This window comes from Streptomyces sp. ADI95-17 (genome assembly GCF_003846175.1).
Classification (GTDB): domain Bacteria; phylum Actinomycetota; class Actinomycetes; order Streptomycetales; family Streptomycetaceae; genus Streptomyces; species Streptomyces sanglieri.
This window is the reverse complement of record NZ_ML123049.1, coordinates 176,425-198,116: the sequence shown is the minus strand read 5'-3', so window position 1 is coordinate 198,116 and position 21,692 is coordinate 176,425. Positions and strand designations below refer to the sequence as shown.

At 69.5% G+C, this 21,692-nt stretch carries 21 protein-coding genes and 2 pseudogenes; 6 read left to right on the top strand and 17 right to left on the bottom strand.

The genetic code is table 11. The features are described from left to right. Positions 1 to 344: 344 nt before the first annotated feature. On the bottom strand, positions 345 to 1,022 hold the full coding sequence (locus EES42_RS27825) for a GOLPH3/VPS74 family protein (protein ID WP_124721034.1): 678 nt from the start codon (positions 1,020 to 1,022) through the stop codon (positions 345 to 347). 1,073 nt (positions 1,023 to 2,095) lie between these two features. Continuing rightward, positions 2,096 to 2,431 (bottom strand): Gfo/Idh/MocA family oxidoreductase, encoded by a 336-nt coding sequence (locus EES42_RS27815; protein ID WP_164495337.1) that lies wholly within the window; start codon positions 2,429 to 2,431, stop codon positions 2,096 to 2,098. A 222-nt stretch (positions 2,432 to 2,653) separates the two neighbouring features. On the opposite strand from EES42_RS27815, the pseudogene EES42_RS27810 reads away from it, so the two are divergent. After that, positions 2,654 to 3,145, top strand: a pseudogene (locus EES42_RS27810) (transposase); the annotation flags it as partial. A 127-nt stretch (positions 3,146 to 3,272) separates the two neighbouring features. On the opposite strand, the gene EES42_RS46445 reads toward EES42_RS27810, so the two are convergent. From EES42_RS46445 to EES42_RS27790, 4 genes and pseudogenes are all read right to left on the bottom strand, one after another. Next, positions 3,273 to 3,659 (bottom strand): hypothetical protein, encoded by a 387-nt coding sequence (locus EES42_RS46445; RefSeq protein ID WP_241196622.1) that lies wholly within the window; start codon positions 3,657 to 3,659, stop codon positions 3,273 to 3,275. Positions 3,660 to 3,670: 11 nt separating this feature from the next. Beyond that, positions 3,671 to 3,868 carry a hypothetical protein gene (locus tag EES42_RS27800; protein ID WP_346775432.1) on the bottom strand — a complete coding sequence of 66 codons (198 nt, stop codon included), beginning with the start codon at positions 3,866 to 3,868 and terminating at the stop codon, positions 3,671 to 3,673. Between the two features lie 63 nt (positions 3,869 to 3,931). Next, a pseudogene (locus EES42_RS27795) lies at positions 3,932 to 4,158 on the bottom strand (hypothetical protein); the annotation flags it as partial. Between the two features lie 74 nt (positions 4,159 to 4,232). Next, complete coding sequence (locus EES42_RS27790; RefSeq protein ID WP_124721031.1) at positions 4,233 to 4,718, bottom strand: hypothetical protein; 486 nt, start codon at positions 4,716 to 4,718, stop codon at positions 4,233 to 4,235. A gap of 215 nt (positions 4,719 to 4,933) precedes the next feature. Here EES42_RS27790 and EES42_RS27785 point away from each other — a divergent pair, with 215 nt between their 5' ends. Further along, positions 4,934 to 5,299 carry a PH domain-containing protein gene (locus tag EES42_RS27785; RefSeq protein ID WP_124721030.1) on the top strand — a complete coding sequence of 122 codons (366 nt, stop codon included), beginning with the start codon at positions 4,934 to 4,936 and terminating at the stop codon, positions 5,297 to 5,299. Between the two features lie 391 nt (positions 5,300 to 5,690). Here EES42_RS27785 and EES42_RS27780 read toward each other — a convergent pair whose 3' ends face one another. From EES42_RS27780 to EES42_RS27770, 3 genes are read right to left on the bottom strand one after another with little or no spacing between them, the layout of a single operon-like run. Next, positions 5,691 to 5,891: a DinB family protein gene (locus EES42_RS27780; RefSeq protein ID WP_124721029.1), complete on the bottom strand. Its 201-nt coding sequence runs from the start codon at positions 5,889 to 5,891 to the stop codon at positions 5,691 to 5,693. Between the two features lie 39 nt (positions 5,892 to 5,930). Further along, positions 5,931 to 7,118: a hypothetical protein gene (locus tag EES42_RS27775; protein WP_124721028.1), complete on the bottom strand. Its 1,188-nt coding sequence runs from the start codon at positions 7,116 to 7,118 to the stop codon at positions 5,931 to 5,933. A 30-nt stretch (positions 7,119 to 7,148) separates the two neighbouring features. After that, complete coding sequence (locus EES42_RS27770; protein WP_124721027.1) at positions 7,149 to 7,625, bottom strand: ATP-binding protein; 477 nt, start codon at positions 7,623 to 7,625, stop codon at positions 7,149 to 7,151. Positions 7,626 to 7,834: 209 nt separating this feature from the next. On the opposite strand from EES42_RS27770, the gene EES42_RS27765 reads away from it, so the two are divergent. Next, positions 7,835 to 8,659, top strand: a complete 825-nt coding sequence (locus tag EES42_RS27765; RefSeq protein ID WP_124721535.1) for a helix-turn-helix domain-containing protein — start codon at positions 7,835 to 7,837, stop codon at positions 8,657 to 8,659. After that, a complete protein-coding gene (locus EES42_RS27760; protein ID WP_124721534.1) occupies positions 8,659 to 8,859 on the top strand; it encodes a DUF397 domain-containing protein in 201 nt (66 codons plus the stop codon). The genes EES42_RS27765 and EES42_RS27760 overlap by 1 nt, the downstream gene beginning before the upstream one ends. Positions 8,860 to 8,981: 122 nt before the next feature. On the opposite strand, the gene EES42_RS27755 is transcribed toward EES42_RS27760, so the two are convergent. The 4 genes from EES42_RS27755 to EES42_RS27740 form a co-directional block, all read right to left on the bottom strand. After that, positions 8,982 to 10,487, bottom strand: coding sequence for a sensor histidine kinase (locus EES42_RS27755; protein WP_323187724.1), 1,506 nt, complete (start codon positions 10,485 to 10,487; stop codon positions 8,982 to 8,984). A gap of 35 nt (positions 10,488 to 10,522) precedes the next feature. Then, positions 10,523 to 11,248 carry a response regulator transcription factor gene (locus tag EES42_RS27750; protein ID WP_124721025.1) on the bottom strand — a complete coding sequence of 242 codons (726 nt, stop codon included), beginning with the start codon at positions 11,246 to 11,248 and terminating at the stop codon, positions 10,523 to 10,525. Positions 11,249 to 11,288: 40 nt separating this feature from the next. Continuing rightward, complete coding sequence (locus EES42_RS27745) at positions 11,289 to 12,830, bottom strand: streptophobe family protein (RefSeq protein ID WP_124721024.1); 1,542 nt, start codon at positions 12,828 to 12,830, stop codon at positions 11,289 to 11,291. 66 nt (positions 12,831 to 12,896) lie between these two features. Then, positions 12,897 to 15,107 (bottom strand): MMPL family transporter, encoded by a 2,211-nt coding sequence (locus EES42_RS27740; protein WP_124721023.1) that lies wholly within the window; start codon positions 15,105 to 15,107, stop codon positions 12,897 to 12,899. Between the two features lie 403 nt (positions 15,108 to 15,510). On the opposite strand from EES42_RS27740, the gene EES42_RS27735 reads away from it, so the two are divergent. Further along, positions 15,511 to 16,965 carry a sulfatase family protein gene (locus EES42_RS27735; protein ID WP_241196621.1) on the top strand — a complete coding sequence of 485 codons (1,455 nt, stop codon included), beginning with the start codon at positions 15,511 to 15,513 and terminating at the stop codon, positions 16,963 to 16,965. A 36-nt stretch (positions 16,966 to 17,001) separates the two neighbouring features. Here EES42_RS27735 and EES42_RS44930 read toward each other — a convergent pair whose 3' ends face one another. From EES42_RS44930 to EES42_RS27720, 4 genes are all read right to left on the bottom strand, one after another. Further along, entirely contained in the window at positions 17,002 to 17,178 is a 177-nt protein-coding gene (locus EES42_RS44930) for a hypothetical protein (RefSeq protein ID WP_164495336.1), read from the bottom strand. An 82-nt stretch (positions 17,179 to 17,260) separates the two neighbouring features. Continuing rightward, positions 17,261 to 18,751 carry an amidase gene (locus EES42_RS27730; protein ID WP_124721021.1) on the bottom strand — a complete coding sequence of 497 codons (1,491 nt, stop codon included), beginning with the start codon at positions 18,749 to 18,751 and terminating at the stop codon, positions 17,261 to 17,263. 104 nt (positions 18,752 to 18,855) lie between these two features. Further along, positions 18,856 to 20,163 (bottom strand): amidohydrolase, encoded by a 1,308-nt coding sequence (locus tag EES42_RS27725; protein ID WP_124721020.1) that lies wholly within the window; start codon positions 20,161 to 20,163, stop codon positions 18,856 to 18,858. Further along, positions 20,160 to 21,410 carry an MFS transporter gene (locus tag EES42_RS27720; RefSeq protein WP_124721019.1) on the bottom strand — a complete coding sequence of 417 codons (1,251 nt, stop codon included), beginning with the start codon at positions 21,408 to 21,410 and terminating at the stop codon, positions 20,160 to 20,162. Before EES42_RS27720 ends, EES42_RS27725 begins: the two co-directional genes overlap by 4 nt. Positions 21,411 to 21,526: 116 nt before the next feature. Between EES42_RS27720 and EES42_RS46440 the strand changes: the two genes are divergently transcribed. After that, on the top strand, positions 21,527 to 21,692 hold a 166-nt coding region (locus tag EES42_RS46440; protein ID WP_241196675.1), incomplete at its 3' end, for an AsnC family protein.

Below are 21,692 nucleotides of genomic sequence, written 5' to 3'. Positions count from 1 at the left end.
AGCGCCACCTGCCGCGGTACCGACAGGCTCCCCAACCGGTCCAGCACGGGTGCCCACAGTCGGTACAGCCCGGCGAAGCGGCTCCATCTCCGACTGCACGCCCGCGAACTGTACGACCCGGGCTCCCGCCCACCCCGACCGCGTCGACGAGCCGTGCGAGCCGTACGCTCTCGGCGCGTCGATCGACGAGTCCGGCCGGGCAGCCAGGGATCCGCAATCACCGCTCACGCCCCCGGATCGCCCGGCCCCTCACACCGTCGGCCATCGGCATCAGCGGTCGGTTCATGACACCGGGAAGATGGCCAACGCGGCCGGATCTCCGTATGGGCCGGGCACACGGCCCGTCAGACACCTCGCCAGATGTTGTCGAAGGCCGCCTGTTCCACATCCCGCCGCTGCCGTACGGCCGCAAGCTCCAACTCCGCGTCGCCGACCGCGGCCAGCACCGCCTCCACGCCGTCCGGCAGGTCCACGGACTCAGCGGAGCCATCAGAGCCACCGAAGCCGTCGGAGCCGTCGGAGCCGTCGGAGCCGTCGGAGCCGTCGGAGCCGTCGGCGGATTCGTCATGAATCAGTACGGCTGCCACCAGAGCGGTGAGCACGGGCTCCTCCGCCGTCAGCCGGCCGGCCGCACGACGACGCTCGGGCGAATCGACGAGTGTGGGCTCACTGCCCGCCCGGAACGGCAGCCTGCGGCCTCGCTGCCGGGTGAGCAGCCCCTCCTCCTCCAGAGCGGCCTGGTAGGCCGAGAACAAGTCGCGTCCCCGCCGCCACAGCCAGTCGTCCACGGACTCGTACGGCTCCTCCCGTACCAGCACCGAGGCGGCGGCCCGCAACAGCGCGTCGTCGGGCGCGTCCACGCCGGCCGGCACGATGTGGTCGCCGTCCAGTTCTGCGGCCCCGGCGTCGACCAGGTCGATCAGTTCGGCTCCCGCGAGCCCGAGCGACAGCTCGCCCTGGCCCGGCGGCCGGCCGGATGCCGGGTCCAGGGCTACGAACATCAGGTCACGCGGTGTGGTCATGCTCAGCTCCTGCTGTCTGCGGGCGCGGACCGGGACGGCCGACAGGGCCCGATGTGGTCGCAGAACGGTGCGTTGCGGGTGGCCCCGCAGCCACACAGTACGGCTCGGGTCTCCTGCCGCGCTGGATCGTGAACGCGAGCCCCTGCCGGGACGGACGGGTCGCCGGTGCGCCCTCTTCTCGCACGACGTGCCGCCGAAAGGCACCACGTCTTTCCGCTCCCCCGCCCGGGCACTGCCGAGGCGCGCGACTCCCAGGCGGAATCGCAGGTCGGACCGCATCGAAAGTCCACTCGCTCACAACGCCGCCAGCAGTAGTCCGCCCCACACGTCGACCGAGCCTGTCGTACGGGTGGATAGCGGTTCGTCCGCTCACAGTCCCGAAGCGCAGACGGCCATGGCGGCCCGGCAACCGGGACCGCATCGCGGTCGTGCCTGTTGCTGCAGCGAGTTCGCCAACGATGTCGTATTCGAGGGTGGTCACTTCACCGTCGATGTCTTTGACGACTACCTTGCCAAGGCTGTCGTGCTCGAACCGAAAGTCTGGCCGAGGCTGTTCGTCCTTGAGGTCATCCGGTTGGCCGCGTCGTAGGTGTGCGTCACGGTGCGACCGTCGAAGTCGGACTCGGGCATGAGGCATCCGGCCGGATCGTGCTCGTAGTGCCACTCCGGGCCCTGGGGATTGATGACACCCGTCATACGCAGGTTGGCATGCTACGGATGTGCCACATGACGTCGTCTCCTTCGTCGACGAGTCGGCGGCCGCGAGCGGTTCGGGGACACGCCCGACGCACTGCCCGCGCCGCCGGGCCCGGGGCTCCGATTGACGGCATGGCCGGGGCGGTGTGACGATGCGCCGATGTCGGACCTGCACGCCCGGATGGCTGCCCGGGTCGGTGACCTCACGGCCGTCGTGGTCGCGCGCTGCGCGGCGGAGGCACCGTTCTACGGGGCGCTGCCCCGCGCCACCCTCCAGGGCGAGGTGGCGCGGTCCATCGCGGCGGTGCACGCGCTGTTGCTCAGGGCACTGCGCGACGGCGACGGGGGTCCGATGGGGCCGGTCGATCTGACCCGGCTCATCGAGTGGTCGGCGCGCCGGGCCGAGGAGCGCGTCGGGCGAGCGGCTTGTCGACGAAGACCGGAAGGCCCGCGGCCAGAAAGGGGATCGCCTGCTGCCGGTGGTTAGCGCCGTCCCGGTCCGCGACGACGACCGCGTCGACCAGCGCGATCAGGGCGGCGGGCTCGTCGACGACCGCCGCGATCCCTCCGACGGCCGCCAGCGCGTCGTTGCGCCGACCGCGACCACCACCGAGAGCCACCACGCGCGCGTCGCCGCCGGCCTTGCCGACATTGAGGTGGCGGACGATCTGGTCGACATGGCTGTTGTCGGTACCGACGATCCCGATGCGCATCCGGAGAGCTTCCCTTCGAGGTGACAGGCTCGGGCCGGTCCGACGGATCATGGCCGGAGTCGCCCGGCCGATGCGGCACGGCGCGGTACACGGTCGAGTTTCGCACAGCCGCCCAGGTGTCCGAGGATGTCCGGTCCACGGAGCATCCGACGAGGGCACGGCTCTCTGCGTGCTCTGCGGATCAGCGCCCGGCCCTTCGCTGACGCGTGCGGGGGCTGCCCGGGCGCCTATCTGCCGGGGCTGACGATGCAGCGGATTGCCGACCTCTACCCGGGTGAGGCGAAGACGGACGCGAAGGACGCATTCATCATCGCGGACGCGGCCCGCGCGATGCCGCACACGCTGCGTGCGATCGACGGCGAGGACGAAACGATCGCGCCGAGCTGGAGATGATCGTGGGCTTCGACGACGACCTCTCAGGGGAAGCGACCCGGGTCGCGAACCGGCTCCGCAGCCTGCTGCCCCAGATCCATCCCTCGCCGGAGCGGGTGCTGGGCCCGCGGTTGCAGCACCCGGCCGTCCTCACCCTGCTGGAACGGTTCGGCTCCCCGACCCAGATACGCAAGGCCAGCAGAGGAGACTGGTCACGCTGCTGCGACCGAAGGCCCCGCGGATGGCCGAGCGGCTGGTCGAGGAGATCATCGCTGCCCGGACGAGCAGACCGTGACGGTCCCTGGCACCGAGGCGGCCGCGTCGATCGTGCCGGGCCTGGCCGGATCCCCGGCCCTGCTCTGCCTTGCCGGACGCCGGGCCGACGTCCTGTTCGCGATGCTCCGCGACGGAACCCTCTACTAACCCCAACCTGCACGATCAGCTTGAGCAGACAGCATGCTGAAAGCGTTCACGAGCCTGGCTGACCTGCGAACTCCCGGTACTCGTCCACGAGCCGGAAGAAGGCGTCAAGCGGAGGTTCGCCAGGCAGGTTCTCCATGATCGCAACGTCCCATCCGGTCGCCATCGGCCATCCACGGGTCCTGCTGAGCCAAGAGGCAAACCCTCCACTTCCACGGTGGAACTCGAACGCCTCAGCGCCATCATGGACCTGAAGCGCGAGGTGGTAGCCGAACATCATCACCGCCAGTTCCTGCAACGAGCCGTTACGCACCCATGCATTCGGCCTCTGCCGAACGGCATCCAGCAGGTCATAGACGTCCCGCCACTCTTCGACGGCCCGCGGCTTCGGCCCTCCACCTGACGCCCCCACCGCATCCCCCTCCCCAGCTGACATCCATCAGCAAGCTAACCCGCCACCTTGACGAACTGCATAGGGGCACCCCCATGCACCCAGGCCCGGGGGTTGCGGGCGTAGTCGCAAAGCCGGCGTTCGGCGGTGGCCCGGGGGCGGGTGTGCCAGGTGTGGCGGAGGTAGGCATGGAGGGCCTCGCCGGGCATACCGGGCTCTTCGGCGGCGGGCATGCCGAGGTAGGCGCTGACCACTGGTCCAACTCGCCATAGCGGCGGTCGAATTCGAGGTGCTTCATGGACACGGTAGCGCAGCCTCTACGGGTAGGTCGGGTCGGTGGTGAGGACGACGAAGCCGTGCGGGCTGCTCGGCTCACGCCTGAGGACCACGCGCGCGGCCCGTACGTCCACCGAGTCGCGTCCGGGGAGCATCATCGCCTGTGGAGCAGGACCCGGCGGCCCACCGGATCGTCGTGGGACGACCAGGAGGCCTCGGTGGTGAGGCGGGGGCGGGCGCCCTGGGCGAGCCGGCGGTGGATGTGCTGTCGTCATTCACGGCGATCAGACCGGCGTCCCAGTCATATCCGCTGAAGGGGGCGTGGCTTCGGGACGGCTGTCGTTAGAAGTCGGGAAGGTCGCCTTTCCAGCCGAAGTTGGTGTAAAAGCGGATGTCGACAGGGAAACGCGAAAGGACCACTTCAGCCCGGCGCTCCCTCTGTGGCCTGTACTTCTCCCACCCAAAAGTTCTGAAGACGTCCACGCCACTTGCTGTGACTCCGAGCAGAACAAGCAGCGACCGCACCGATTCCCTGGGGAGTTCTCCCACCCGCCCGCTGTAACGCTCCACATCCGCAGGCGTGGAGGGTGTGTCCCACCACAGGTAGAGCGGGTTGTCCAAGCGCTTTACCTCACCCCTGTAGCGGTCGATGGACTCCCAGCCCCGGGGATCCCGGGGGTCCCGGGTCTCAAGACGCATGATCGACCCGACGTCGAACCACCATTCTTCGTGTGCGCGCCGAGCGACGCCGACGAACGTGCAGAGCCATTCGTACATCTTCAGCGCATCCGACCAGGTCTGCGTATCGAGCTCGTCTTTCCGCATCATTGCTCCACTATTTCGGCGCCGAGGTGTGGATGCCGAAAGGCGGGCAAACGTTGGACAACTTCGCCGTCGCCCACTTCGGGCACCAGAGGTGATCACCAGGTGATCGACCGCTGCCCCGCAAATGGGGCTCGAAGCGCCAGGGAACTCGCCTGCGAACCCACCCGTTCACTGAACGACCGAAGGACGGAACGGCAGGACGACAGACGGGGACCCCAGTGGCACTGTTCGGCAACGCGCACACCATCGATCCGGACAAGGCGGCGCGGGAGTACGCCCGGCTGCTCGGCCAGGGCGAGCAGATCCACGGCGCCTATCAGCTGATACGGGACGCCATCCTGCTCACGAACCAGCGCATGATCCTGATCGACAAGCAGGGGCTGACCGGCAAGAAAATCGAGTACCACTCGCTGCCGTACCGCAGCATCACGCACTTCTCCGTGGAGACGGCCGGCCACTTCGACCTGGATGCCGAGCTGAAGATCTGGGTGTCGGGGAGCTCGACGCCGATCGAGAAGACCTTCACCAAGGGGGTCAACATCTACGAGGTGCAGGCGATTCTGACGCAGTTCGTCGCACGCTGACCGCCAGGCGGCTGTCAGACCTTCGTCTCCGCGATTCACTCACCCGAACGCTCTGCCGACGCCCGCCTGGACCTGCTTCCCGAGGCGGAAAAGACTCTGCTGTTGCCGGCCCACTCGCAGGACACCGACCACCGTCCGCAGGCGGAGATGGCAGCCTCGTTCCGGTACGCATTCGGCGCGGCGCAATATCCACGTCACCAGTGAACCGAAGCGGGTGGTACCGACGCCGGGTTCGTTACTTCGGTTGCTCGGGCGACCACCGCGGGTCGCGGCCCAGCGCCGCAAGCAGGCGGTCCTCGGCGCTCGCCGCACCGGCAAGCTCGACCGCTGGGCGGACCGAGGCACCGGGCCGCTCCCGTGACGGCCCGTCGGGCACCTCCTTGCGGGCCGCCTAGGCAGCGGCGCGTACGAGATCCTGGTCGTACGCCGCCCGGATGCCGAGCGACGCCGCGACGTCCCAGCCGTGCACCACGTAGTCCACGAGGTGGAAGCCGATCGCACGCGGGGCTGCGAACCGGCGGTCGAGCTCCTGGTTCCTGCCCTTCGGCACGTCCGCGATCACCTCCGCGTCAGTCACGTCCGTTTCGGTCATGGTCAGCCCTTCCGAGTCGTTCTGTCCGTTCCGGCCTCCTCACCCAGCCGGCCGCGATCCTCCGGTCGCAGTCGGACGGTCGGCGCAGCGGGGACACGGCAGCGACGGTGCCGGGTGGCTCGGCTCCTCACCCATCGCCTCGGGTTCTCGGGCAGTGGACGAACGGCCGGTGAGAAGCTCTCCGCCCCGATACAGGACCTCACGAAGCGGCGGCCAGATCGCGGCAACACTGGCGACGCCCGCAACAGCCAATAGGCCCGACGCCTCTCCGCCTCCCGGGAAAAGGAACGCCCCGGCAAGCAGCCCCGCGGCCACCGCCAACCTGCCCGCACCGGCCAGCAGCCGGCTTCTGAGAGGCTCGGTCGAGGAACCCGCACCCTCGGTCTCCGGAACGTTCGCGAGGAGTTGGGAGTCGACGATGACCAGGCTGTCCCGCCGGGCACGCGCGCGGCAGCTGTGCCGGAGTACGTCGGCGACGAGCCGGGACAGGTCACGCTCAGCGGCGGATCGATCCGCACCTCCACCGAGGAGGTAGCGCTGGTCGCCCTCGGCGAGTGCCATGATCAGGCGCTCCGTGGTGTCCCTCACGCTCTCTCGGACAGCGGGTGGCATTGTGCGGGTTCCGTGCCGGGCATGGGCGCGCAGGACGTTGCAGAGGCGCCGGAACTGCTTGCCGTGGGCATCGAGGGCTGAGCCCTGCGCACCACGCCGGACCGGGATGAGCAGTGCTTCCAGGAAGTGGATCGCTTCCACCGTGACGGCCCCGGCCGGGTCGGAGACCGTGGTGGCCCGTTCGTCGGCAGCCATGAGCGCGATGGAGACACTGCCGAACCCGGCGACGGCGGCGCACATCCAGAACGGCACGCCCTCCTCGGTCCGGGCGAACGAAGTCGCCCACCAGAAGGGGAGCACAGCAAGCAGGAGGGGTACCGCCTGGAGAAGCACGGCCCCGCACCGACCGGCGACGATGCGGTGCCACCGGTCGACGAGTTCATCTTTGTCCGGCCTGCCTTCCGCCGGTACGCCCTGCTGCCCCAACGCCGCGAGCAGCGTCTCGACCCGCTTCTCGCACGCGCCACGCCGGATGTGCTTCATGCCAGGAATCCGGTACAACGCATTGCCCAGCACACGGGTGCGGGTTTGCCACAGCATGGCGATCCACACCGCTTCGAAGAAGGTCCAACAGCCCCAGAAGAACGAGATGTTCAGGAATTCCGTGCGCGTCATGGCAGAAAGCGTCGCAGACGGTACTGACAGTCAGGTCAGGGCGACCTCGCACCAGACGGTCTTGGTGTACGGGTCACTGTCGGTGGCGCCCCAGTGGGTGGACAGGGCCTCGACAAGGAGGAGGCCCCGGCCGGTGTCCAGGTCGGGGAACGGCGGCGGAATCGCGCCGGGAGCGGGTGGGCGGCGCTCGGGACGCGCGTCCGTGACTTCGATACGGAGGGCCTGCCCTCCTGGGCGGAGGGTGAGCCGCAGGCGGAAGTCGCGGCCCCGTACCCGTCCGTGCCGCACCGCGTTCGTGGCGAGTTCGGCCACGAGAAGGCTCACAGTCCGGTTGGCCTCCGTGTCGTACGGCCAACCCCAGCGGTGCAGTTCCTCGGCCGCGAGGCGGCGGGCGAGGCGGGCGCCGCGCGGTGTGGCCGAGAGAAGAATGGCGAAGTGGCGGGCGGGAGCGGTGTGTTGCGTGGGCCCGGGGCGGAGTGCCGGCGAGTGGGCAGTATCGCGATTCATGTCACTCAGCGTGGTCGGCCACCTCTACCCTGACCAGTAACGACGGCGGTACGCAACGTCACTGTCCGGGTGCTGTGCGGCTCTGTCCGGGCGGCGTGGCGTTACGCGGTGCCCTGACAAGGAGTTGGGTACGCACGTGGCGGACGTGGCGGACGTGGAGGTGCGCGAACGTGGGTGTGACGGAGCAGGGAACGCAGGGCGGCGACGGGATGGAGCCGTACGACGGTGACGACGAGGAGTCGGCGGCCGTACTGCGGACGATCGGCCGGGTCGTGAAGTCGTGCCGCGAGCGGAAGGGGCTCACCCAGGCCGAGTTGGGTACGGCCATCGGCTACAGCGAGGAGCAGGTCTCCTCGGTGGAGCGGGGGCGGCGGGCGCCGAGTGAGGTGTTTCTGGAGAAGGCCGACAGGGTGCTGGGGGCCGGTGGGCTGATCGCGGGGTTGAAGAAGGACGCGGAGGAGGCCCGGTTTCCGAAGAAGGTGCGGGATCTGGCGAAGTTGGAGGCGAAGGCGGTTGAGCTGTGCGCCTACGCCAACTCCGTCGTCCACGGCCTGCTTCAGACGCCGGACTACGCGAGGGCGCTGTACGGGATGCGGCGTCCGCCCTTCACCGAGGAGGAGGTCGAGCGCCTTGTCGCAGCGCGCTTGGGACGCCAGGAGATCTTCGACCGGCAGCCCGCGCCCGTGTTCAGTTTCGTTCTGGAAGAGGTGACGCTGCGCCGTCCGCTCGGGGGCAGAATGGTGATGCGGGAGCAGCTCGAACACCTGTTGGGTGTCGGTCGGCGACGGAACGTGGAGATCCAGGTGATGCCCACGGATCGGGAGGACCATGCCGGCCTCGCGGGGTCGCTTCAGCTTCTCCGGCTTGAGAAAGGGGGCACCGTGGGGCACAACGAGGTCCAGCTCACCAACCGGCTGATCTCCCACCCCAGGGAGCTCCAGATCCTTGAGATCCGCTATGGCATCATCCGGGCCCAGGCCCTCACACCTCGTGAGTCGCTGGCCTTCATCGAGAAAGTGCTGGGAGAAACATGATGACCAACCCCTCGGGGAACGGTTCCGCGCTGGAGTGGTTCAAGAGCAGCTACAGCACGAATGACGGCCCGGAGTGCGTGGAGGTCGCCTTCGCCCCCAGGACCATCCACGTACGCGACTCGAAGCATGCGCAGGGCCCCCAGCTCGCCTTCGGGCCCCGCCAGTGGGCCGCCTTCGTGTCGTACGCCACCGATCACTGAGGCACGACCACCTACTGACGCCCCGTGTCCGGTTCCGTACCGGGCGCGGGGCGTCGGCGCGTCCGGCGGCCGGGACCGACGCGAGCCGAAGGGGCGGCCGGTCCTGAACTCCGCCGCGGAGGTCAGGGATCGATGCGCAGCTGTGGCAGCAGCACTCTGAAACGGCATCCTTCGCCCGGTGCCGAGCGCAGTTCGATGCGGCCGCCATGCGCGGTGACGAGTGCGTGGACGATGGCGAGCCCGAGCCCGGAGCCTCCGCCGGCCACGCGGCTGCGTGAGTTGTCCGACCGGTAGAAGCGCTCGAAGACCCGCTCCTGTTCGTCCGGCGTCAGACCCGGTCCACCGTCCTCGATCTCCAGTACCGCATGGCCGTCGAGGGAACCCACGCCAATGCGGATGTCGCTGTCGGGCGGTGTGTGGTTCAGCGCGTTGCCGACCAGGTTGCTGACCACCTGGCGCAACCGCGCCTCGTCCGCGAGGGCCGGAGCCGAGGTGGCCTTCCCCCCGTCGGGGCCGGTCAGACCGACGGACCGGGTCGGGGCCATGGCCTGGATGTCGTGCAGTGCGTCGACGGCGAGGGTGCGCAGGTCCATGGGAGCCAGGTCCAGCGGGTACGGAGTGGGGGTTCGCGGTGATGACCGTGTCAGGAAGTTGCTCTCGTCGAGTTTCGCGAGCAGCAGCATGTCCTGGACGAGTCTGCCCAGACGTTCGGACTCCCGGGCTATGCGTTCCATGGTCTCGTCGACGCTCTTCCGGGTGGGCAGCGCGCCCATGCGGTAGAGGTCCGTGTAGCCCTTGATGCCGACCAGCGGGGTGCGCATTTCGTGACTGGCGTCGGCCACGAAGCGACGCATCCGCGCCTCCGCCTCCTCTCTGGCCTGGAAGGCGGTCTCGATCTGGACGAGCATCCCGTTGAGCGAGGCCGTGAGCCGTCCGGTCTCCGTGCGCGGTCCGGCCAGTGCGGGCACGCGGCGGGACAGGTCGCCGTGGGCGATGGCCGTGGCGGTCTCCTCGATACGGGTGAGGGGGCGGAGTCCCGATCGCACGGCGAGCCAGCCGACCGCCGTGAGGAGGCAGACCAGGATGCTGCCCACCATGGCGGAGATGCCCCGGATCTCGTTCACGGTGTCGTCCACCTGGCTGAGCGAGGTCGCCACGATCACGTTGCTGGGCGGATCGGAGGTGCCCGGGGGGCCGTTGGGCACCTGGTGAGGCACCGCGATGGCCCGCCATCGCCCCGAACCGTCCTGGGAGTCGACGGTGAACGGTTCGCCCTGGCGCGCGTCGACGGCTTCGGTGTCGAGAACGGGGAGATCAGGGCCGCCTCCGGGCGGTTCCTTCTCCGGGCGGAGCGTGTTCAGGGCATTCCCCCGATCGTCCGTGTACAGGACCACGAGGCTGCTGAACTGATTCCACTGCGAGGGGAGTTGTTGGCTCCGCAGGGGTTCCAGGGCGCTGGCGGGCAGCCGGGCGCAGATCTGCGTGGTGATCTCCAGCCGGGAATCGGCCTGCTTCATCAGGTAACCGTCCAGCGCCTTGATCACGAAGAACCCGTTGGTCAGCAGGCCGACGGCGAGCAGGGTTGCCGCGAGGAACAACAGGCGGGCACGGAGGGAATACCGATTCACGACCGGACGGATCCTGGAAATCGTCATACGCAGGATCACGCGCGCGGACCGCGCACGACGTAGCCGATCCCGTGAACCGTGTGGATGAGTTTCGGACCGCCGTTGTCGATCTTGCGCCGCAGATAGCTGATGTAGTTGTCCACGATGCTGGGGTCTCCGCCGAAGTCGTAGCGCCAGACGTGTTCCAGGATCTGCGGCTTGGTCACTGTGCTCCCCGGGTTCGAGAGGAGGAAGTGCAGGAGCCGGAATTCGGTGGGGGAAAGCCGGATCGGGACTCCCGCTCTGGTGACCTGATGCCCCTCCGGATCGAGTTCGAGGTCGGCGATCATCAGGGTCGCCCGGGGGTTTCCCTTGGTCCTGCGCAGGATGGCCTGGATGCGGGCGATCAGCTCTTCGAGGTCGAACGGTTTGGTGACGTAGTCGTCGCCACCCAGGAGGAGTCCGTTGACCTTGTCCTGGGTGGCTTCCCGGGCGGTGAGAAATATGACGGGGATGGGGCCGAGGCGGTCGGTGGCCGCCGGGTTCGGCTGTTCCCGCAGGCGCCGGATGACTTCGAAGCCGTCCATGTCGGGCAGCATGACATCGAGCAGCACCAGGTCCGGCGGGTGCTGCGACGCCCTGTCCAGGGCCTGCTCGCCGTTGGCGGCGGTGTCCACGGTGAAGCCCGCGTAGCGCAGTGCGGTCGGAAGCAGCTCGCGGACGGTCTGCTCGTCGTCGACGACGAGCAGATTCCCGCCGGTGGCCGGAAGGGGAGTGGTCATGCTCGGCATCCTGGACAGCAGTGGTCGCCTTGCGGCGCGGTCATGAGTTCTTGGCCGCGGCGGCCCGGGGCTGCGGACGTCCCGGATCCGAGGAAGGGCCCGGACGGTTCTTCGCCCCGGATACCGCGGGTGATCGCCGCATCCGGCGAAAACGGTGGAGATGGCTCCCGGCGTACCCTGCGGCGCCGCCGAGGATGCTGCCGGTGAGACAGGCCAGGAGCCAGTCCCCGCTCAGGTCCGCCTCGGCACCGCCCATCTGCATGCCCATGATACTGATGCCGAAGGTGCCGGAGGCTGTGGTGAGCCAGGAGAGCAGCACGGTGCACAGGGAAGTGATGATCGCGATGCGCATCGCGATCTGCAGATGGAAGCCGAGCAGGGCGTTCGCCGCCGCGCGTGCGGTGGGGACGGGCGTGCGGGCGGTGGTCCGGTAGCCGCAGACGAGCAGCACGGTGAGCAGCAGGGCAAGGCCGATGGCCCACAGGGGAATGCCCGCGACCGCGATGTCCATGACGTTCTTGCCGCGGGGCGGGGACGAGGGGGTGGCCTGGCCCTGCCCGAACATGGCTCCCATTCCCCCGCCCTGGCCCTGTTGGCTCTGCATGGTGCCCTGCCAGGCAGAACCTTCCCCGGCGGTCAGGAGGACGGCCAGGAGGTTCGGCGCGAGAAGCAGGAGCGCTCCGCCGGCCTTCGCGGCGGCGCCCGGCATCTCACGGCCGGTGAGCGACAGGGCGACCAGCACGGCGGACAGCGTCAGCGGGATGAGGACCAGGACCAGGAGGACTCCGGAGACCGCCGAGGTGGCGGGGTTCCATTTGCGCCGGATCCCGGACATCGCCAAGGAGCGTGGCAGGCAGGTGCGGCGGGCGGCGATGCAGCCGATGCCCAGGACGACGAGCGTCCAGACGAGCCCCTGGACGGCCACCGCGGCTGTATCGACGTCGACGGCGATGTCCTTGACGGCCTTGCTGAGGCCCTGGCCGCCACGGCCGCCGCCTCCTTTGCCCTGGCCCAGCTTCTCGGTCACGGATTCCGGTAGCCGCAGCTTCCCGGACGACAGGGAGGCGGTCACCGCGAACGCCGTCACCCCGGCAAGCACCGCACCGCCGAACCGGGCCCCGAACAGCGCCCCGGCGGGCCTGCGGCGCCCCTTGAGCGGCCGGAAGAAGAGCGTGGCGAGCACCACGGAGCCGACGAGCGTGAGCGTCAGCGGCATGAGGTCGATGCCTCCGGCCACCTCCAGCTTCATGCCCCCGGCCCCTCCCGCACCGCCCAGAAGTCCACCCAGGCCACCGCCGGGAGCATCACCCCCGCCCACGGTTCCGCCGCCTCCCGACGACAGCGTCAACGTGCCGCCCACAGCCATGCTGACGACCATCGGGACCAGCAGGCTCAGCGGCCCGGCCGATTCGGCGTGCAGGCTGTTCAGCGCCGCGTACGCGAGAAGCGTCATCACGGCGACGGCGGCTGTGACGGAGGCCGCCCCTTCCAGGATGTGGCGGGTGACTGTGCCCGGTCCTTTCGACGCGGCCGCCTTTTCCGGTGCTGCCACCGCCGCCTTCACCACCTTCGCCGTGTTCATGTCCTTTGTCGCCTTTGCTGTCTTCGTCGGGGTAGCCATCACGGGCTCTCTCTCGGCCCCGGGCCGTCAGGACCGGGCGCCGGGGAGAGCGGCGATCTCATCGGGTTCGTCCTCGGCCCGCAGGCCGTCCCCTTCGATGTCCACACGGGGAAGTACGGCTTCGAGGCGCAGCGGCAGCCACCACGCCTTGTCGCCCATGAGGGCGAGTACGGCGGGGACAAGGGTCATCCGTACGACGAAGGCGTCGATGAACACCGCGGCGGCCAGGCCGAATCCGATGGTCTTGACCATCTGTTCGTCCGACCCGATGAATCCCGCGAACACGGCGATCATGATCAGTGCCGCGGCCGTGACCACCCGCGCGCTGTGCCGGAATCCGGTGACGATCGCCTCGCGAGCCGTGTGGCCGCCGATATACGCCTCGCGGATACGGGTCACCAGGAACACCTCGTAGTCCATGGCAAGACCGAAGACGATTCCGACCATGAAGATCGGCATCATCGACATCACGGGCCCGGGGTCGGTGACCCCGATCAGCGAGGAGAGCCAGCCCCACTGGAAGACCGCGACGACGGCCCCGAGGGAGGCGGCGACGGAGAACAGGAACCCCAGGGCGGCCTTGAGCGGCACCGCGAGGGAGCGGAAGACCATGATGAGGAGCAGGAAGGCGAGGCCGACGACGAGGGCCAGATAGGGCAGGAGCGCGTCGTCCAGCTTCTGCGACACGTCGATGTTCATCGCCGTGCTGCCGGACACCATCAGCCGGCCGCCGTCCTCGCCCATGACGTCGCCGCCTGCGTCACGGATGGCATGGACCACGGCCTCCGTCTCGGCGCTGCCGGGCCGGGACTCCGGTATGACGGTGATCATCGCCGTGTCGCCGGCCTCGTTGAAGCGGGGCGGGCTGACGGTGGAGACGCCGTCGATGCCCTTCAGTACGGCGGACACCTCGCTGACGGCCTGCTTCGGGTTGTCGCTGTCCTTCGCGTCCGCGACGGCGAGCAACGGTCCGTTGAAGCCGGGGCTGAAGTTCTCCGAGATCAGGTCGTACGCCCTGCGTTGTGTGGTGCTCTCCGGCTGGGAGCCCTCGTCGGGCAGTCCGAGCTGAAGGGACGCCGCGGGGACAGCCAGTGCGCAGAGCGCGACCATGCCGACGACGAGCACGGGCACGGGGCGGCGGATGACGAATGCCGCCCAGCGGCTGCCCATGTTGCGTACTGCCTCGGCGCCCTCGGCGGCCCCGGCGCGTGCCGCCTTGTGCCGTGTCCGGGGCGCCTTGATCCGGCGCCCGGCGATGCCGAGGAGTGCGGGCACCAGGGTCAGCGCGACGAGCACGGCCAGGACGACGGTCCCCGCCGCCGCGACACCCATCTTCGTCAGCAGCGGGATGTCGACCACGGCCAGACCGGCGAGTGCGATCACCACGGTCAGACCGGCGAAGACGACCGTCGATCCCGCGGTGCCGAGCGCCCGCCCGGCCGCGTCCTCCGGACGCCGCCCCTCCGCCAGCTCGCTGCGGTAGCGCGACACGATGAACAGCGCGTAGTCGATGCCGACCGCCAGGCCCAGCATCATGGCCAGCACGGAGGTGGTGGAGTCCAATTCGAGGGCCGAGGCGAGTGCGGTGATGGAGCACACACCGATGGCGACGCCGATGAGAGCGGTGACCAGCGGCAGCCCGGCGGCGATCAGCGAACCCAGGGTGAGCAGCAGGACGACGGCCGCGACGGCGAGACCGATGGCCTCGGCGGCGTGCGAACCCTTGCCGCCCTTCTGCGTCGCGCCGCCGGCCTCGACCGTCATCCCCGACCGCGAGGCCTCGGCCACCGCGTCGGCGAGCTCGTCACGGGAGGCTTCCGACAGCTCGGCCGCGGAGACCTCGTAGCTGACCTGCGCGTACGCGGCGGCCTGGTTGCCACTGACGGCCTTCGTCTTGAACGGGTCGGTGACCCGGTCGACTTCGGCCCCTGAGGCGAGTGTCTCGACCGCGGTCCCGATCGCTTCACGCAGGGCCGGTTCGGTGATCCGGTGGCCCTCGGGGGCCTTGAAGACGACCCGTGCCGTCGCTCCGTCGGCCTTCTGCCCCTCGAAGCGCTCGTCGATCAGATCGTAGGCGCGCTGGGATTCGGTGCCGGGCATGGCGAAGGTCGTGGGACCGGAGGCGGGGGCCTGTGCGGCGGCCACGCCGCCCACGGTGAGGAGCGAGATCCACAACAGGACCACGAGATAGCGGTGCCGGAAAGCGAACCGGCCGAGTCTGTAGAGAAGGGCTGCCACGCGTGGCTCCTGAAAGAGGGATCGGTGATCTGGTGACTGCCGGAACGGATGACTGTGCGGGCGCGGCTTGTTGGGCACTTGCCCGGCATGTGGAGTTCCCGGCGGGCGGCACGTGCTCGAAGTGGCCCGTACAGCGACCGGGGTGTCGTCATCCGTCGGCGTGGCTGCACTCTCGCAACCCCACATCGCCGCTTCCGGGGAATTCCTGGGAGTTTCCTGGGAGTTCCAGGCCACTCCTGTCCCGAATTGCCCCGGCTATCGGATGACTTCGCCTACCCCGGCGGCCGTGAATTCCCAGAGAACGCACAGAACCTGGCGGCACCGAATGAAACAGCGCTGTCCGCCGCGACCAGACTTTTTCCCCAGCACCGCATCAGCGTCGTGCCCGGTAAAGGAGCGAACTGTGCCCAAGCCTGAACAGAAGCTGTCCCGACGAGCGTTCGGCGGCGCCGTCGGAGCGGGAGCGGCTGCCGCGATAGCCGGCCTGCCCGCCACCGAGGCCCAGGCCGCGGCGACCACGCCGGCCGCCGAGGAACGGCCCTTCCGCGCATCCCCGGACCGGAAGTCCAAGCGGCCGAACCTGCTCTACATCCTCGCCGACGATCTCGGTTGGGCCGATCTCTCCTGCTACGGCTCGCCGAACATCAAGACCCCGAACCTCGACCGACTCGCCGCACAGGGCGTGCGGTTCACCGACGGCTACGCCGGCTCGTCGACCTGCTCGCCCACCCGGCTCAGCCTCTACACCGGCCGCTATCCGGGGCGTACGGAGGCCGGGCTGGAGGAGCCGATCATCGAGAAGTCCACCGTCGGTCTCGAACCCACCCATCCCACGCTGGCCTCGCTCCTGGGCGGAGCCGGGTACACGACGGCGATGATCGGCAAGTGGCACTGCGGCTTCCTGCCCGAGTACTCCCCCACCAAGTCCGGCTGGGACGAGTTCTTCGGGAACTTCGGGGGCGCCATGGAGTACTACTCGAAGCTCACCAGCGACAGGCGGTACGACCTGTACGAGGGCGAGACGCCCTACAAGGACCTGCGCTACTACACCCGGATCCTCACCGAGCGGGCGAGCGAGTTCATCGAGCGCGACCACGACAAGCCGTGGCTGCTCAACCTCAACTACACGACCGCGCACTGGCCCTGGATCGCCGAGGGCGACACGGAGGAGGCGGCGCGGCTGGAGAAGCTCGTCCTCGAACTGCCGCTGGAACAGGCTCAGCTCGCCCTCGCGCACATGGACGGCGGTTCCTTGGACAAGTACCGGGAGATGGTCGAGGGTCTGGACCGTTCCGTCGGCGAGGTCATGCGGGCCCTCAAGCGGTCGGGGCAGGACCGCGACACGGTCGTCGTCTTCTCCAGCGACAACGGCGGCGAACGGTACTCCCACAGCTGGCCGCTCAGCGGCAGCAAGTACGCGCTGCAGGAGGGCGGAATCCGGGTGCCGACCATTCTGCGGTGGCCGGCCCGGATCGGCGGGCACCAGGTCAGCCACGTCCCCGTGTTCACTCCGGACTGGACCGCCACCTTCCTCGACACCGCCGGGGCCCGCCCGGACCCGGCCACCCCGCTGGACGGCGTCAGCCTCACCGGATACCTGCTGCGCGGCGAGGAGGCACCCGAGCGGGACCTCTTCTGGCGCACCCGGGAGGAGCGGGCGCTGCGCCGCGGCAAGTGGAAGTACCACCGCGCGGCGAAAGCCAGGTACCCGCACAAGAACGGCAAGGACGCGCTCTTCGACCTGGAGCAGGACCAGCGGGAGTGCGCCGACCGGTCGGCGCACGAACCGGAGCTGGTGGCCGCGCTCGGAGCGGCCTGGGAGAAGATCGACGCGGGTCTTCTGCCCTATCCCGCATAGGAGTTGGGGGCAGGACAGCGGCGGCAGACACCGTGGTCACAGGCCCTTGCCCCAACGAAAGCCGCTGTGACCGCTCGTACCGTCAGGCGTGTCGGAGGTGCGGGCGGCCACGCGGTAGCGGTTGCGGTTGCGGTTGCGGTTGCGGTTGCGGTTGCGGTTGCGGAAGCGTTGCCGTTGCCGTTGCCGTTGCCGTTGCCGTACGACGCGTGGCACATGTGCGAGCAGGGAACACGCCGCGCCGAAATAGACGCTGTCCCGGCTGCAAGGTCGAGCCGGTCACCCACCAAGTACCTGGTCAGGGCCGGCGATCAACCGCGGCCGACTGCGCGAGAGGTGCCGTCAGGGCGGTCGGCCGATGGGCCGGGGTGTAGGCCCAGGGGCGGAGTTGCTCCAGGGTTTTACCGATACGGAAGACGGTCGGGTCGTCGTAGGTGTGGCCGACGATCTGGACGCCCGTCGGAAGGCCCCAACTGGAATGACCGCTGGGCACGTTGAGAACGGGGCAGCGGTTGTTGATGTTGAAGGGCAGGGTCATCGGCGCCCACATCGGCTCGCCGTGGTCCTCGCCGTTCACCACCAGGCGGCCCAGGAGACCGTCTCCGGCGGGCAGTCCCGGGACGGCCGTGGTCGGACAGATCAGGGCGTCGAAGGGGGCCATCGCCTCGCCCAGTTCGCGCTGCAGCCGGGTCTCGACGCGCAGGCCGTCGAGGAAGGTGACGCGCTCACGGGCGACGGCCATGGTGTCGGCGAAGGCTGCCGCGTAGTCCGACATCCGGTCGCGGTGCTTCTCTTCGATTTCGCGGACGAGGGCGCCGAAGATGGTGGAGAAGTGCCCTGCGGCACTGATGAGGAGGTCTTCCTTGGTCCACGGGAGTTCGATCTCCTCGACGATCGCGCCCGCGTCGGTGAGGGCGCGGGCGACCGCGCGGGTGTTGGCCTCGATCTCCGGGTGGACGTCGTAGGCACCCAGGCGGAGGCACAGGGCGATGCGCATCCCCGCGACCGCGTCGTACTCGGCCGGCAGGACGAGCTTCGGGCGCAGCGACACATGGTCGCGCGGGTCGGGGCCGGCCAGCACGTTGGCGAAGGCGATGCAGTCGTCCACGGTTCGTGCCATGGGGCCGTCGCCTCGGTAGTGGTCGGCGGACAGCGGTGCGACGCCGGGGATCCGGCCGTAAGGGGCTTTGTAGCCGACGGTGCCGGTGAAGGCGGCGGGGATACGGGTCGAGCCGCCGATGTCGGAGGCGGAGGCGAGCAGCGCCGTACCGGCCGCGAGGGATGCACCGGCTCCGCCGGACGAGCCTCCGGGGGTGAACTCGGGGTTCCACGGATTGCGGGTGACGCCCCACAGACGGCTGTGGGTGAAGGTGGTGATGGAGAACTCGGGGGTGGCGGTGCGGGCATGGATGATGCCGCCCGCGTCCAGGATCCGGTCGATCACCGGGGCGTTCTCGGTCGCTGTGTTGCCGACGTTGACGAGCGAGCCCTCGGTGAGGGAGCGCCCGGCGATGGCGTGCTTCTCCTTGGTGGCCACCGGGATGCCTTCCAGCGGGCGCGGCGCCAGTCCGCCCTTGCCGAGGAAGCGGTCCTCGGCCTGCCGGGCCTGTTGGAGTGCCTCGTCGAAGAGCTGCTCGGTGAAGGCGTTGACGACCGGTTCGGTCTGCTCCGCGCGTTCGATGACCGCGCGCATCAGCTCCACCGGGGAGAGTTCGCGGGCGTCGAAGAGCCGTCGCGCCTCGGTGGCGCTGAGGTAGGCGAGATCGGTGCCGGAGCCGTTCGAATTCATGCGGACGTCCTTTTCGGATGAGGAGATGGGGAGAAGAGGTGGGAAGCGGCCTCGTGGCGGTGCCGGCCATCCGGCCGCCGGCGGTATCCGGATCGAGAGGCACGTCACCTCTCCTGGCGGTCGGAAGCACGGTCGTCCTCGGTGCACAGCCAGTGGGCGGCCGCCGCGAGCAGCGCCGTCACGCCGGTGTGGATCGTGGGCTCCGGAACGGGGGCGAAGTACGGGGAGTGGTTGGCGGGGACCGTGTCGGGAAGACCGTCCGTCAGCAGGGTTTCGGGGGTGCGGTGCTGGAACAGTGCCGGGTCCGCGCCGCCGAAGTGCCAGAAGACCGAGGGGACACCGAGAGCCGTGCCGAAGACACCGAAGTCCTCGCTGCCGGTGAGGGGCTCGGGCAGGGTGAAGACCCGTTCCTCGCCGATGACTTCGGCGATCGCGGTCAGTACGGTGCCCGTTGCCGCGGTGTCGTTGACCGTGACGGGGAAGGAGTTGAGACCGGTGATCTCGGGTTCCTCGGGGGCCCCGGACGCGGCAGCCTCGGCGCGGACGATCCGTTCGACGGCCGCCAGGACCCGGTCCCGTACCGCGGGAGTCATGGAGCGGATGTTGATCCGCAGCTCCGCGGTGTCGGGGATGATGTTCTCCTTCGTCCCGGCGTGCAGCGATCCGACGGTCACCACGGCGGTCTGCGCCGCCCCCACCTCCCGGGAGACAACCGTCTGCAGCCGCATGACGACCGCGGCGGCCATGACGATCGGATCGACGGTGGTCTCGGGCGTGGACCCGTGTCCGCCACGGCCGTGGAGGCGGACCCGCAGGCTGTCGGAGGCGGCCATCACCGGCCCGGGGCGGGTGCCGACGAAGCCGACGGGGGCCGGGGCCACATGCTGGCCGAGGCAGATGTCGGCGCGCGGGAACCGCTCCAGGAAGCCGTCCTCGATCATGGCCGGTGCCCCGCCGACCTCCTCGGCCGGCTGGAACACGGCGACGACCGTGCCGCGCCATTCCGCACGGGCGCCGGCGAGTTGGTCGGTCACGCCGAGCAGACAGGTGACGTGCATGTCGTGGCCGCAGGCGTGCATGACGGGAACCTTGTTGCCCTCGCTGTCGACGGCGGTCTCCCGGGAGGCGTACGGCAGTTCCGTCCGCTCCTGGACCGGGAGCCCGTCCATGTCGGCGCGGAGCAGGACCACCGGGCCCTCGCCGTTGGCCAGGACCCCGACCACGCCGGTGCCGCCGACGCCCTCGGTGACCTCCCAGCCCTGCTTCCGCAGCCGGTCGGCGACGACTCCTGCGGTACGGAACTCCTGGAAGGACAGCTCGGGGTGGGCGTGCAGGTCCTCGTAGAGGGCGCGCAGGCCGGGCAGCCGGTCCGGGAAGCCGGACAGCAGGCGGGAGACGGAGGCGGCGGTCATGAGTGCTCCTTTGCGGGTGCGGGGAGGTCGGGCAGGCCGGTGGCGGCCCGGAAGGAGGCGGTGTCCTGCGGGGTGAGGAGAGCCATCACGGCGGCGATGGCCGCGCCGAGCACCAGTGAGGCGAAGGCCACCTTGAAGGAGAAGGCGTCGGCGAGCGCACCGATGACGGGCGGGGCGACCATGCCGGCCACCTGGCCGCCGAAGACGATCGCCCCGCTGCCCACGCCGATGTCCTCGGCCGCCAGCCCACCCAGCGGAACGGCGAGGATCGGCATGTAGCAGAGGGAGACGGCGACCGAGGCGAACGTGCCGAAGACGACGAAACCGGTGAGCGACGGCGAGAAGACCATGAAGAGCAGCGTGACGGCGGCCACCGTCATGCTGGGCACGATCACCTTGCGGTGATGCCCGCCCAGCCGGTCCGAGAGCCGGCCGCCCACGACGATCGCGCCCGCCGCGGCGAGGGCCGGGATCGCCACGAGAGCTCCGGCCGAGACGAGGGAGACGCCGTACTCTTCGCTGAGGTAGGACGGGATCCAGGTGTTGAGACCCCAGACGATCATGCTGTAGCCGAACATCATGGCGCTGAAGCGCCAGATCACGCCCAACCGCAGAACGCCCCCCGCGCGCCGCCGGGCGACGCGGGTCTCCGGCTCCGTGAGCGGCAACGGCGCCGGGAGCCACACACGTATCGCCACCAGGACGAAGACGCCCAGGGCCGCTGTCGAGAAGAACGCCGAGCGCCAGCCGAAAGCGGCGATCAGAGGCGCAACGAGGAGCGGGGTGAGAACGCCGGCGAGCGCGTTGGAGCTCATGATGACGCCGTTGGCTCCCATCCGTTGCGCCGGTGTGGTCCGCTCGACGAGGACCTTCATCGAGGCCGGCGGGAAGACGCCCTCGGCGGCACCGAACGCGAACCGCATGAGCAGCAGGACGGCGAACGACCAGGCGAGGCCCGTCAGTGCGGTGAACACGGACCAGGACAGCAGAGCCCAGAGCATGACCCGCTGGGCGCCGTACCGGTCGGCGAGCATCCCGCCGGGTATCTGACACAGGGCGTACGCGAGAAAGAACGCCGAGACGATCAGCCCCTGCTCCCCCCGGCCCACGTCGAACTCGGCTCCGATGGAGGGCAGGGCCAGATTGATGACGAGCCGGTCGGCGTAGTCGACCAGCCAGGCGATGAACAGCAGCACGATCGTGATCCGGACGGTTCTCCGGGTGGACTGCGGGGGCGGAGCAGACACGCGGCACTCCTTCGACTCCGGGTGACCGAGGCTGGGCATCGGCCGGAAGTGCCCCTACGATCCGGTCTGTGACCGGACTTCCCGGAGAATTGCAGGAAAACATCTTGGGAGGAGCCATGGCCCCCGATTCCCGCGAGGCCGGTGAGGGCGAGCACTTCTCCGAACTGGATCTGGCTCTCGTCGACGCTCTCCAGGCCGCTCCCCGGGCACCGTGGTCCCGGATCGGCCGGGCACTCGGCGTGGACGCGACCACGGCGGCCCGCCGCTGGGAACGGCTGCGCG

What these genes read in the sequence shown, in the direction of transcription:
- EES42_RS27825 (WP_124721034.1), bottom strand. Translation starts at nt 1,022, where the DNA reads ATGACCACACCGCGTGACCTGATGTTCGTAGCCCTGGACCCGGCATCC.
- EES42_RS27815 (WP_164495337.1), bottom strand. Translation starts at nt 2,431, where the DNA reads ATGCGCATCGGGATCGTCGGTACCGACAACAGCCATGTCGACCAGATC.
- EES42_RS46445 (WP_241196622.1), bottom strand. Translation starts at nt 3,659, where the DNA reads ATGTCAGCTGGGGAGGGGGATGCGGTGGGGGCGTCAGGTGGAGGGCCG.
- EES42_RS27790 (WP_124721031.1), bottom strand. Translation starts at nt 4,718, where the DNA reads ATGATGCGGAAAGACGAGCTCGATACGCAGACCTGGTCGGATGCGCTG.
- EES42_RS27780 (WP_124721029.1), bottom strand. Translation starts at nt 5,891, where the DNA reads ATGACCGAAACGGACGTGACTGACGCGGAGGTGATCGCGGACGTGCCG.
- EES42_RS27775 (WP_124721028.1), bottom strand. Translation starts at nt 7,118, where the DNA reads ATGACGCGCACGGAATTCCTGAACATCTCGTTCTTCTGGGGCTGTTGG.
- EES42_RS27770 (WP_124721027.1), bottom strand. Translation starts at nt 7,625, where the DNA reads ATGAATCGCGATACTGCCCACTCGCCGGCACTCCGCCCCGGGCCCACG.
- EES42_RS27765 (WP_124721535.1), top strand. Translation starts at nt 7,835, where the DNA reads ATGGAGCCGTACGACGGTGACGACGAGGAGTCGGCGGCCGTACTGCGG.
- EES42_RS27760 (WP_124721534.1), top strand. Translation starts at nt 8,659, where the DNA reads ATGACCAACCCCTCGGGGAACGGTTCCGCGCTGGAGTGGTTCAAGAGC.
- EES42_RS27750 (WP_124721025.1), bottom strand. Translation starts at nt 11,248, where the DNA reads ATGACCACTCCCCTTCCGGCCACCGGCGGGAATCTGCTCGTCGTCGAC.
- EES42_RS27745 (WP_124721024.1), bottom strand. Translation starts at nt 12,830, where the DNA reads ATGAACACGGCGAAGGTGGTGAAGGCGGCGGTGGCAGCACCGGAAAAG.
- EES42_RS27730 (WP_124721021.1), bottom strand. Translation starts at nt 18,751, where the DNA reads ATGAATTCGAACGGCTCCGGCACCGATCTCGCCTACCTCAGCGCCACC.
- EES42_RS27725 (WP_124721020.1), bottom strand. Translation starts at nt 20,163, where the DNA reads ATGACCGCCGCCTCCGTCTCCCGCCTGCTGTCCGGCTTCCCGGACCGG.